Genomic DNA, 11,685 nt, shown 5'->3' with positions numbered 1-11,685 from the left:
TCTTTCAACAAAAACGCTCAGTCGCCTACAAGGTTTATTCGCGAGATTGGTTTACACGTAAGTTGATCGATACCGTCGGTGCCGTGTTTTATGCTTTGTTTGAGGGCTGACGTTCTAAACTGAGGAGTCACAATGTACAAGTTCATCACAGATAATGTAGTTGTTTTCGATGTCGAGTGGGTTCCGGATCCGGCGTCAGGCAGGCGTATTTACAAGATCCCGGATACGGCTTCTGATGATGAAGTCCTTGACGTCATGTGGCGAAAGGGTGGTGCAACACCGGATGACCCTCGCCCATATCTGAAAACGGTAATGTGCAGGGTCATCTCTATTGCTGCGCTTGTTCGAAAAAGGGTGAAAGACGGAGTAACGCTTAAGCTCATCTCTCTACCCGGTTTGAATGTTAGCGAGCAAGCGGAAGGGGAGATTATCCGACAGTTTTTGGAAGCCGTCGGGAAACAAAAAGCACAAATCGTAGGGTTTAATTCGTCAAATGCCGACCTGCCTATTCTGTACCAAAGAGCCCTTGCGAACAGGGTAAGTGCGCCGACCTTTTGCCATCGTCCTGACAAGCCTTGGGAAGGTGTGGATTACTTTAACAGATATAGCGATTTTAGCATCGATTTGAAGGATTTGGTCGGTGGCTACGGAAAGGCGATGCCATCGCTTCACGAATTAGCCTCTTCACTTGGAATTCCGGGCAAAATGGGTATCGATGGTGCTGACGTCATCGATTTATGGCGATCAGGCGATATTAGGAAAATTGTCGAGTACAATCAGTTTGATGCACTCTCCACCTACCTTGTATGGCTGAGAACCGCCTATTTTTCCGGAATGCTGACGGAAGATGAATTTGTGCAGGAAGAGCATAAATTAGAAACTCTTCTGCTTCAGGAGATCGAGAGCGGTTCGGAGCATTTGGCCCTGTTTCTCGATGCATGGAAAGCGTTGCGCTAGTCGACTGGATACATGATTGCCGTAGGACTGAAGAGAGTAGGGGTGTTGTTCAGCAAGCGCAATAACTCAATTCTCAAATACTCTCAGCAATCCTTCTTGAGTAGGTGGCTTATACTGTAATTTGCATGGCTTGAATACCAGTAGGGGTTTCGGGGACTGCTTTTTCAATCACGATTGCAAGTCCGATTTCGATTTGGACTATGATTGGGTGAGTGATTTTCTCGCAAAGGAACTATCTGACCCATTTGTCCCGTGTTTTTCTATTTCCTCCCCCGCAACTCGTGAATCAACTCCATCTGAATCGCCTGGATTTCCACCAGCCGCTCCCATTGCTTTGAGCGCAGGTGGACGACGTTCTGGTGGAGCTGGCGGATTTCGAGTTCGGCTTTCAGGTTGACTTTGTAGTCGTACATGGCGCGTTGTCGGTCGCGTTCCTCCTGGCGATTCTGGCTCATCATGATGACCGGAGCCTGGATGGCGGCGAGGGTCGAGAGCACGAGGTTGAGCAGAATGCAGTCCGCCATGCGCTGGCCGAGAGTGAGATTTTTGTTGAACTCGATGTCCGGGTTTTCCGACAAAATTTCGTGCTTGCGCAGCCCTTCGATGACATCCCGCTCAAGCTCCGTCAGCTCGCCCTTCTCCTCCTCCAGCAGCGATTCGACGTAGAGGTGCTGGAACTGTTGCAGGTTGTTCAGGCATATTCAGCCGTTTTCATCCCGGTTGCCGGTTTTTCCGGGATGATTTTCGAGACGACGGGGCGGACGACGATGGGCCGCCGGAGTTGCGACGGCTTCTTTTCTCCGCAAATCTGGCAGGCGTGCGCGTGCGTATCGTTTGTGCTCATGGTGGTCTCGCGTTGAGTTTTGCCGGTCAGTCAGTGTCCGTCAGAAGGTCGCCTGCATCGAGCTTGAGGTAGTGGCCGGTGTGCGTGTCGCTTCGGCGGGCGATCTCTTCCGGTGTGCCGGTAGCGACGATATGGCCGCCGCCGTTGCCGCCTTCGGGGCCGAGGTCGATGATCCAGTCGCTGTTGCGCACGATGTCGAGGTTGTGCTCGATGACGATGACCGTGTTGCCCTTTTCGACCAGCTTGCGCAGCACGGCGAGCAGGTGCTGGATGTCCTGGAAGTGCAGGCCGGTGGTGGGTTCGTCGAGGATGTAGAGCGTTTTGCCGGTCTGGATTTTGGCCAGCTCCGCCGAGAGCTTGATGCGCTGCGCCTCACCGCCCGAGAGCAAGGGTGATGGCTGGCCGAGCTTGAGGTAGCCGAGGCCGACGCTCTGCATCGTATCGAGAATCCGTCGGATGCGCGGGAAATCCTCGAAAAACAGGGCGGCCTCCTCGATGGGCATTTCGAGCACATCGGCGATAGACTTGCCCTTGTACTTTACCTGTAAGGTCTCGCGGTTGTAGCGCTTGCCCTTGCAGTGCTCGCACTGCACGTACACGTCCGGCAGGAAGTTCATCTCGATTTTTCGGGTGCCCGCACCCTGGCATACCTCGCAGCGTCCGCCCTTGACGTTGAAGCTGAAGCGCCCCGCCTTGTAGCCGCGAATCTGGGCTTCGGGCAGGCGGGTGAAAAAGTCGCGGATGAAGGTGAACGCGCCGGTGTAGGTGGCCGGATTGGATCGCGGCGTGCGTCCGATGGGCGACTGATCGACGTTGACCACCTTGTCGATGAGTTCGATGCCTTCGACGCCGTCACAGGGCAGTGCGAGAATTTTCGAGCGGTAGAAGTGGCGGGCGAGCAACGGGTAGAGCGTTTCGTTGATGAGGCTCGATTTGCCCGAGCCGCTCACGCCGGTGACGCTGATGAGCGAGCCGAGCGGGAATTCGGCATCGACCTGTTTCAGGTTGTTGCCCCGGCACCCTTTCAGCTTCAGGTACCGCTGTTCGCTCTTCTTCTTCTTCGAGGGCGGGAAGGACACCGAGAGCGTGCCGTTGAGGTAGCCCGCCGTCACCGATTCGGGGCCGAGCGTCGATGCGGTGCCCTGTGCCACCACGAGGCCGCCGTGCTCGCCCGCGCCGGGGCCGAGATCGATGATCTGGTCGGCCTGAAGCATGGTGTCTTTGTCGTGCTCGACCACCAGCACCGTGTTGCCGAGGTCGCGCAGGCGGCGCAGCGAATCGATGAGCTTGTGGTTGTCGCGCTGGTGCAGGCCGATGCTCGGCTCGTCGAGCACGTAGAGTACGCCGGAAAGCTGCGAGCCGAGCTGCGAGGCGAGCCGTATGCGTTGTGCTTCGCCGCCGGAGAGAGTCTGCGAGTTGCGGTCGAGCGTGAGGTAGCCGAGGCCGACGTTGAGTAAAAAGTCGAGGCGCTTGGTGATTTCGTGCAGCACCGGCGCGGCCACCAGCTTCTCCTTGGTGGTGAGCTTTGGCGGCAAGGCGCGGAAAAACTCCAGCGCTTCGGGCAGTGGCAGCGCCTCGACTTCGGCGATGTTCAGCCCGTCCACCTTGACGTGCAGGCTCTCCTGTTTGAGCCGTGCGCCGCCGCACACCGGGCAGGTCTGGCGGATCATGAAGCTTTCGGCCCATTCCCGCAGCTTTGACGTGCTGGCGTTCATCCGCACCTCCTCGACGTAGGGCACCGCGCCCTGAAAGGTCTGTGGATAGAGATGCTCCTTGCCCGCGTAGCTGTAACCCACGTCAAAAGTCTTGCTGCCGGAGCCGTAGAGCAGGATGTTGAAAGCCTCGACCGGAATTTCGGCCACCGGCGTCGTGAGCGAGAAGCCGTACTTTTTGGCGATGGCGCGAATCACCTGCCAGAGGTTGCGCTTGCCCGGCTTGCCGAACGGCTCGATAGCGCCCTCTTCGAGCGAGCGCGTCATGTCGGGCACCATCAGCTCCGCCGAGAGCTGCATGACTTCGCCGAGGCCGTTGCACTCCGGGCAGGCACCGTAGGGGGAGTTGAAGCTGAACTGGTTCGGCGCGAGCACATCCACCGGCACAGTGCCGTCCGCGTAGGCGTACTGCGTGCTGAAGTACAGCTCTCCGCGTTCCGGATCATCCGTATCGCAGATCACCGACGACTTGTGCTCTGACATCGAAATGGCCAGTTTGACCGCTTGAGTGAGCCGCTCGCCGATGCCCGGCCCAGCCACCAGCCGGTCAATCACCAGCTCGATGTTGTGGCTCTTGTAGCGTTCGAGCTGCATTCCGGCACTCATCTCGACGTACTCGCCGTCAATGCGGGCGCGGAGGTACCCCTTTTTGATGAGCCGGTCGAACAGCTCGCGATAGTGTCCTTTTCGCCCCGTCACCAGCGGTGAGAGAATCTGGAGCTTTGTTCCCTCCGGCAGCACCATGATCGCCTCGCGGATGCTCTCCTCGCTCTGTTTCTGGAGCATCTGACCCGTCACCGGATCGTAGCGCCGTCCAGCCTTCGCGTACAGCAGTCGCACAAAGTCGTGGATTTCAGTTACGGTGCCCACCGTCGAGCGCGGCGAACGGTTGGTGCTTTTCTGGTCGATCGAGATCACCGGCGACAGCCCCTCGATGAAATCGACATCAGGCCGCTCGATGTTGCCTATGAACTGACGAGCGTAAGGCGAGAGCGTTTCCATGAAGCGCCGTTGCCCCTCGGCGTAGATCGTATCGAACGCCAGGCTCGACTTGCCCGACCCCGAAATGCCGGTAATGACGACCAGCTTGTTGCGGGGAATGTCGAGCGAGATGTTCCTGAGATTGTGAACCCGTGCGCCTCGTATGCTGATGTGGCTGAAATCCATTCGCAGTGTCAAGATGAACCTATAAAAACGTTTGTTTTTCAATCTATCAATGTTCTTCGAAACATCAACTCGGAAAAACAGCTTTCCCGGTTCAAACGGTTCCGGTTATGACAAAGGTTTCAGGAGGGTTACAAACGCGATGAAAATTTGTTTTGAAGTATATATTCCAAACGTCCGTGATGAGACGGATCAACCATTGTTGAACCGATAAACTGTATTACGAATATGGAGATCATGTACAAACAGAAAGCAGAGCCCGGTAAGCAGTGCCAGGAGTGTCAGAGCTTTACCGTCAATCCCGCGAATCCGTCCGTCGGTACCTGCTTCGGTAAGGATGTCGTCGCTGAAGGCGGCTGTATGTTTTTCAAGCCCAAGGAAGAGAATCCTCACGCCTGACACAGTGAACAGACCATCTGTTTGAGCGCCGCAACTGAAAGCCATGAATCTGCAGGCTCATGGTTTTCAGTTGCGTGAGGTACAGTTCTTCTATTGCAGGGGTTTCGGCTGGTTGTTATCGAAAGACACCTCCGGAATTCCTGCTGTATTTGTTACAGGCCGGTGCCTCTGAAAATTACGATGATCAAAACCTGTTATCTCCGTGAGGCGATCAGGACAAAGACGGCGATTGGTAACTTCGACTGGTACGCATCACGCAATGGCAAAGCTTTTTTGTGAGGCGTCGGGCCATCAGACCCTTTTTTCAATGTGCACCTTTTTGGAGCCGGCTGAAGCTGGATTCCGGGTGATAGAGAAGTGAAATCAAGTTTTGGCTTTTCAGAAAAGGCGGGACGTTCCGCGCCATAATGAGGGGCTATATTCCGTTCACTCCCTGATGAGCCAAGGGGCGGGTAGCAGGGCGCTGGCGTTGAACGATCTTTTTGTATATTTTATAAAGTCTGTAACGAAAGCAGTTACCTGCGGGCATGCTGAATAGTTAACTCCCTTGGTTTGACGAGGTACTAACGGGTTTTTCAGTGTGTTCTGCCTAAATCTACAATCCCGATCATTAACCTTTCCGGAGCAACCATGAAGAAAAATATGGGCCAAAAAGATCGTGCCGTTCGTGCAATCCTGGGCGTGGCCATGCTGTTGTACAGCATTGTTTTCCAGAACCTTGTCGGCCTTGTCGGCCTGATTCCTATTGTCACGGCAATCATCGGTTATTGCCCGCTTTATGAGGTGCTCGGGGTTACCACCAACAAATATGCCGACTGAAACTTTCGTCAGCCGCTTTTTCTGACCGGAAGAGTCCGGCAGGCGTTCGATATTTCGGGGAGATTGATTTCGATCTCCCTTTTTTGTTCCTCCCGAAACTGCCGTTCCCGTTATCTCCTTGTTCTACCGGCTCTTGTTTTTACTTCACGAACAGTTTGCGAGAAACTTTTTAGCAGCGATCTCCGCTTTTCATTTCTTACATCCAGAAAAGCCAATCGCCTTTATCGTGTTTTCCAGCAAGTGCATCTGGAATGTTTAGCCGTTAACTTTTGACACAAAACAGCATGGACGGACAAGGCAGAAAAAGCAAGGAGTATGAACAAAAACCGGTTGAGGAGACGCTCAGCGAGCTGAAGGTTGACCGGACTCTCGGTCTTGATGACAAGGCGGTTTCCGAACGCCGGAGCCGGTTCGGCTTCAACGAGATCGAGGAGAAGGAGGAGGCACTGTGGCACCGCGTTTTCCGTCGATTCTGGGGGCCGATTCCGTGGATGATCGAGGTCGCGGCAATCCTCTCCGCAGCGGTGCAGAAGTGGGAGGATTTTAGCATCATTTTCGTGATGCTGCTGGTCAACGCGGGTCTCGATTTCATGCAGGAACACCGGGCGCTTAATGCGCTGAAGACGCTGAAGCAGCGCCTTTCCAAGGAGGTGACGGTGCGGCGCAACGGCCAGTTCGTGCGCGTTCCGGTGCGCGAGCTGGTGCCGGGCGACATTGTGAAAATCCGCATCGGCGACATCGTGCCCGCCGACGTGCAGTTGCTCGATGGCGACTACTTGCAGATCGACCAGTCCGCGCTGACCGGTGAATCGCTGCCGGTGACGCGCAAAACCGGCGCGGTGGCGTTCGCCAACACCATCGTCAAACAGGGTGAGATGCTCGCCGTGGTGCTCAACACCGGCATGAACACGAGCTTCTCGTCGGTGGTCGCCCTCGTCGCCGAAGCGCAGCGCCAGGAGCGCAGCCACTTCCAGAAGATGGTGATCCAGATCGGCAACTTCCTCATCATGGTGACGCTCGTGCTGGTGCTGCTGATCGTGATGGTCTCGCTCTTCCGCCACGAACCGCTGCTCGACATCATCCGCTTCGCGCTCGTCCTGAGCGTGGCGGCCATTCCGGTCGCCTTGCCCGCCGTGCTTTCGGTGACAATGGCCGTCGGCGCGATGAACCTCGCCAAGCGCCAGGCGATCGTCTCGCGTCTGGCGGCCATCGAGGAGCTGGCGGGGGTCGATATTTTCTGCACGGACAAGACCGGTACGCTCACCAAAAACCAGATGGAGGTGGCCAATCCTGAGGTGCTCGAAGGCTTCACCGAACAGGAGCTGTTCCTCTACGCCGCGCTCGCCTCGCGCCCCGAAAACAACGATCCGGTCGAGCTGCCAATCTTCAGTTATCTCGATACGAAGCTAAAGTCAGTTGACTGGAAGTCGTGGAAGCAGACGAGTTTCACGCCGTTCGACCCAGTCAGCAAGCGCACCGAGGCCGACGCCGAAAAGGATGGACACACGGTGCACGTGGTCAAGGGCGCGCCGCAGGTGGTGATCGAAATGGCCGGACTGGACGAGGCACGTACCCGGAAGCTCAACGATTCGGTGAACGAACTGGCTTCGAAAGGGTACCGAACGCTCGGCGTTGGCGTGAAGGAGGGCGAGGGCATGTTCCGCATGATTGGTCTGATTCCGCTCTACGATCCGCCGCGTGAAGACTCGAAGCAGGTGATCGACGAGATGCACAAGTTTGGCGTTAAGGTGAAGATGGTGACGGGCGATAACCTGGCCATCGCCCGCGAGATCGGTGGCATTCTTGGTCTCGAGCAGAAAACGATCCGCTCGTCGCAGCTTTCCGGCGCGTCGGCCAACGAATTGCTCAATCTTGCCGAAGTGCTTGCGACGGCGATCTACCGGAAGCTCAAAGGCGATGTGGAACTGCGGGAGGCCAAAGCGTTCGCTTCCGATGTGATGGAGCAGGTCGGCAAGCTCTACGACACCCGGTTGCTGGAGCGCGAGTTCATTCACACGCACGAATCGGCCATTGTGGAAATGATTGAGGATGTCGATATTTTCGCCGAGGTGGTGCCTGAGGACAAGTACCGCATCGTCGATACGCTGCAAAAAGGCGGGCATATCGTCTCTATGACCGGCGACGGCGTGAACGACGCGCCCGCGCTCAAGAAGGCCGACTGCGGCATCGCGGTCTCTAACGCCACCGACGCGGCCCGTGCGGCGGCGGACATCGTGCTCACCGCGCCCGGTCTGTCGGTCATCAACGCGGCGATGCAGCAGGCGCGGCTCACCTTCGCTCGCATGAAGAGCTACGCCACCTTTCGTATTGCCGAAACGATCCGCATCATTCTTTTCATGACGCTCTCGATCGTGGTGTTCAACTTCTATCCGATTACGCCGCTCATGATTATTTTGCTGGCGCTGCTCAACGATATCCCGATCCTCGCCATTGCTTACGACAACAGCACGATTCACCCAACGCCGGTGCGTTGGAAGATGCAGGAGCTGCTCATCATCGCCAGTTCGCTCGGTCTGTTCGGCGTTATCGCATCGTTCCTGCTCTTTTTCCTGTTGCAGCAATACGGCTTTTCGGAGCCGATGATCCAGACGCTGCTCTTCCTCAAGCTCATCATCGCCGGGCACAGCACCCTCTATGTTACCCGCTCGGAAGGCTGGTTCTGGCAGCGCCCGTGGCCCTCGCCGCTGCTCTTCGGCGCAACTTTTGGCACTGAGATTCTCGGTACGATTTTCGCCGTTTACGGCCTTTTCGTGACCCCCATCGGCTGGACCTACGCGCTTTTGATCTGGGCTTATGCTTTGCTTGAATTCGTCATCAACGACGCGATCAAGCTGGCTGTCAAGCGAGTCTTTCTGCAGCGCAACCACGACTGATCATCGTTCTGAAAATTGAAGATCGTTCATCCATGAAACAAAAAAGGCGGCCCGTTGAGAGCCGCCTTTTTGCGTTGAACTGTTGCTGTTTGCCGTGGATCAGAGCAATGCCGCGCGGGCTGCCGCCAGGCGTGCAATCGGCACGCGGAAGGGGCTGCATGAGACGTAGTTCAGACCGGTTTTGTGGCAGAACTCGACCGTGGCCGGGTCGCCGCCGTGCTCGCCGCAGATGCCGAGTTTGAGGTCCGGCTTGACCGAGCGCCCCTCTTTGGCCGAGATGCTGACCAAGCGGCCAACGCCATCGATGTCGATGCTCTCGAACGGGTTGCGGGCGAAAATCTCCTGCTGCTGGTAGATCGGCAGGAACTGGCCGGAGTCGTCGCGGCTCATGCCGAGGCCCATCTGGGTCAGGTCGTTGGTGCCGTAGCTGAAGAAGTCGGCGGCCTGCGCGATCTGGTCGGAGGTGATGGCTGCGCGCGGCACCTCGATCATGGTGCCGACCAGGTACTTCACGCCGACTCCCTGCTCGGAAATGACGCTGCGGGCGGTCTTGTGAATCACTTCGCTGGTGATTTCGAGCTCCTTGACGGTGCTGACCAGCGGAACCATGATTTCCGGCACGATCTCCTGTCCCTCCTGCTTGATGCGGCAGGCGGCTTCGATGATGGCGCGCACCTGCATGACGATGATCTCCGGGTGCAGAATGCCGAGGCGGCAGCCACGCAGGCCGAGCATCGGGTTGAACTCGTGCAGGCTCTCGATGCGGGCCTTGATCTCGGCGCTGGTCTTGCCGATCTTGCCAGCCAGGTCATCAATTTCGGCGTCGGTGTGCGGCAGGAATTCGTGCAGCGGCGGATCGAGCAGGCGCACCGTGACCGGGCGCGAACCCATCGCCTTGAAGAGACCGTAGAAGTCGTCGCGCTGGTAGGGAAGCAGCTTGTCGAGCGCCACCTTGCGGCCCGCGATGTCGTCGGCCAGAATCATTTCGCGCATGGCGTCGATGCGGTCGCCGCCGAAGAACATGTGTTCGGTGCGGCACAGGCCGATGCCCTCCGCGCCGAAGGTGATGGCGATTTCAGCCTGGTCGGGCTGGTCGGCGTTGGTGCGGATGTTGAGCTTGCGGTACTTGTCGGCCCACTGCATGAGCTGGTTGTAAATCCTGAAGGTCGGAGCGTCCGCCGGGTCGAGGGTCTTGTCGATCAGCACTTCGAGAATTTCGGAGTTTTTGGTCTTGACCTCACCGGCGATGACCTCGCCCGTGGTGCCGTCGATGGAGATGTACTCGCCCTCCTTGATGACGATATCCTTGCCTGCGACACGCATTTCACCAGCCTTGTAGTCGATGCGGAGCGTGCCGCAGCCAGCGACGCAGACCTTGCCCATCTGACGGGCGACGAGTGCTGCGTGCGAAGTCATGCCGCCACGCTCGGTGAGGATACCCTCGGCGGCGTTCATGCCTTTGATGTCTTCTGGAGAGGTTTCGATTCTGACCAGAATCACCTTTTCGCCACGCGCGTTGGCTTCCATCGCGTCGTCAGCGTTGAAGTAGACGCGGCCTGTGGCAGCGCCAGGCCCGGCGTTGAGGCCGGTGGCGAGCAGGCGTCCGCTGTCGATGGCGGCTTTCTTTTCCTTGAGGTCGAAAACAGGACGGAGAAGCTGGTTGAGCTGCTCGGGTTCGATACGGCGCAGCACCTCTTTCTCGTCGATCAGACCTTCGTTGTACATGTCAACAGCGATCTTGATGGCGGCCAAACCGGTGCGCTTGCCGACGCGGCACTGCAACATGAAGAGCTTGTCGTTCTCGATGGTGAACTCGATGTCCATCATGTCGCGGTAGTGCTTTTCGAGGATCGAACGAATCTCTTCGAGCTGGTTGTAGATGGCAGGCTTTTCCTGTGCGAGCTGCTCGATTTTCAGCGGCGTGCGGGTGCCGGCCACCACATCCTCACCCTGGGCGTTCATGAGGAACTCGCCATAGAAGATGTTGTCGCCAGTCGCTGCGTCGCGGGTGAAGGCCACGCCGGTGCCGCAGTCTTCGCCCATGTTGCCGAACACCATCGCCTGTACGTTGCAGGCGGTGCCCCACCAGCCGGGGATGTGGTTCAGCTTGCGATAGACGATGGCGCGCTCGTTGTTCCAGCTGTTGAACACCGCGCTGATAGCGCCGCGAAGCTGCTCTTCCGGATTTTCGGGGAAGGTTTTACCGGTCTTTTCGAGGATCGCTTTTTTGTATTTGCCTACGAGGTCTTTGAGGTCATCGACACCAAGTTCCGTGTCGAGGTGGATGCCGAGCTCTTGCTTTTTCTGTTCGAGAATCTCTTCGAAGGGATCAATCTGCTTTTTGTCAGCCGGTTTGAGGTCGAGCACGACGTCGCCGTACATCGACACGAAGCGGCGGTAGCAGTCCCAGGCGAAGCGGGGGTTGCCCGATTTGCGGGCCAGCCCTTCGACGGTCTTGTCGTTGAGGCCGAGGTTGAGGATCGTGTCCATCATGCCGGGCATCGAGGCGCGTGCGCCGGAGCGGACGGAGACAAGGAGCGGGTTTTCGGGGTCGCCGAACTTCTTTCCGAGATAGTCCTCGACTTTTTTTAGCGCTGCCGGAATTTCAGTTTCGAAGAGGTTTGCAGGGTAAGTTTTCTGATGATCGTAGTAATAGGCGCAGACCTCGGTGGAGAGAGTGAAGCCGGGAGGTACCGGCAGGCCGATGTTGGCCATTTCAGCCAGGTTTGCTCCTTTGCCTCCGAGGAGATTTTTCATTGAGGCATCACCTTCTGCGGCGCCGCCGGCAAAGCTGTAAATGTACTTCTTGGCTGCGGCGGATTCTTCGTTAGCGTGCGAGTTCGGCATTTTCCTGTTGGTTGGTTGACCCGAAAAAACAACAATAAATTCATGAATA

8 protein-coding genes are annotated in these 11,685 nt (G+C 57.1%); 4 read left to right on the top strand and 4 right to left on the bottom strand.

The genetic code is table 11. The annotated features are described in order from the left end of the window. Positions 1-132: 132 nt before the first annotated feature. A complete protein-coding gene (locus AYT24_RS07620) occupies positions 133-957 on the top strand; it encodes a 3'-5' exonuclease (protein WP_010933356.1) in 825 nt (274 codons plus the stop codon). Between the two features lie 260 nt (positions 958-1,217). Here AYT24_RS07620 and AYT24_RS10540 read toward each other — a convergent pair whose 3' ends face one another. Next, positions 1,218-1,535: a DUF1003 domain-containing protein gene (locus tag AYT24_RS10540; RefSeq protein WP_010933355.1), complete on the bottom strand. Its 318-nt coding sequence runs from the start codon at positions 1,533-1,535 to the stop codon at positions 1,218-1,220. 6 nt (positions 1,536-1,541) lie between these two features. Between AYT24_RS10540 and AYT24_RS10535 the strand changes: the two genes are divergently transcribed. Further along, positions 1,542-1,817, top strand: a complete 276-nt coding sequence (locus AYT24_RS10535; protein WP_010933354.1) for a hypothetical protein — start codon at positions 1,542-1,544, stop codon at positions 1,815-1,817. A 10-nt stretch (positions 1,818-1,827) separates the two neighbouring features. Here AYT24_RS10535 and uvrA read toward each other — a convergent pair whose 3' ends face one another. After that, entirely contained in the window at positions 1,828-4,680 is a 2,853-nt protein-coding gene (gene uvrA, locus AYT24_RS07610) for an excinuclease ABC subunit UvrA (RefSeq protein WP_010933353.1), read from the bottom strand. A gap of 189 nt (positions 4,681-4,869) precedes the next feature. After that, positions 4,870-5,121, bottom strand: a complete 252-nt coding sequence (locus tag AYT24_RS07605) for a hypothetical protein (protein ID WP_010933352.1) — start codon at positions 5,119-5,121, stop codon at positions 4,870-4,872. 585 nt (positions 5,122-5,706) lie between these two features. Here AYT24_RS07605 and AYT24_RS07600 point away from each other — a divergent pair. Beyond that, complete coding sequence (locus AYT24_RS07600) at positions 5,707-5,895, top strand: YgaP family membrane protein (RefSeq protein WP_010933349.1); 189 nt, start codon at positions 5,707-5,709, stop codon at positions 5,893-5,895. A 284-nt stretch (positions 5,896-6,179) separates the two neighbouring features. After that, complete coding sequence (locus tag AYT24_RS07595) at positions 6,180-8,789, top strand: plasma-membrane proton-efflux P-type ATPase (RefSeq protein ID WP_010933347.1); 2,610 nt, start codon at positions 6,180-6,182, stop codon at positions 8,787-8,789. Positions 8,790-8,888: 99 nt separating this feature from the next. Here the strand turns inward: AYT24_RS07595 and ppdK are convergent, their stop codons facing one another. After that, positions 8,889-11,636, bottom strand: a complete 2,748-nt coding sequence (gene ppdK / locus AYT24_RS07590) for a pyruvate, phosphate dikinase (protein ID WP_010933346.1) — start codon at positions 11,634-11,636, stop codon at positions 8,889-8,891. Positions 11,637-11,685 lie beyond the last annotated feature (49 nt).

The organism is Chlorobaculum tepidum TLS, assembly GCF_000006985.1.
GTDB lineage: Bacteria > Bacteroidota > Chlorobiia > Chlorobiales > Chlorobiaceae > Chlorobaculum > Chlorobaculum tepidum.
Note: the sequence above shows the minus strand (reverse complement) of the source record. Positions and strands in the feature narration are given on the sequence as shown.

Excerpts from the sequence above, each read along its gene's own strand:
- uvrA (WP_010933353.1), bottom strand. The coding sequence starts at position 4,680 with ATGGATTTCAGCCACATCAGCATACGAGGCGCACGGGTTCACAATCTC.
- ppdK (WP_010933346.1), bottom strand. The coding sequence starts at position 11,636 with ATGCCGAACTCGCACGCTAACGAAGAATCCGCCGCAGCCAAGAAGTAC.
- AYT24_RS07595 (WP_010933347.1), top strand. The coding sequence starts at position 6,180 with ATGGACGGACAAGGCAGAAAAAGCAAGGAGTATGAACAAAAACCGGTT.
- AYT24_RS07600 (WP_010933349.1), top strand. The coding sequence starts at position 5,707 with ATGAAGAAAAATATGGGCCAAAAAGATCGTGCCGTTCGTGCAATCCTG.
- AYT24_RS07605 (WP_010933352.1), bottom strand. The coding sequence starts at position 5,121 with ATGGCTTTCAGTTGCGGCGCTCAAACAGATGGTCTGTTCACTGTGTCA.
- AYT24_RS07620 (WP_010933356.1), top strand. The coding sequence starts at position 133 with ATGTACAAGTTCATCACAGATAATGTAGTTGTTTTCGATGTCGAGTGG.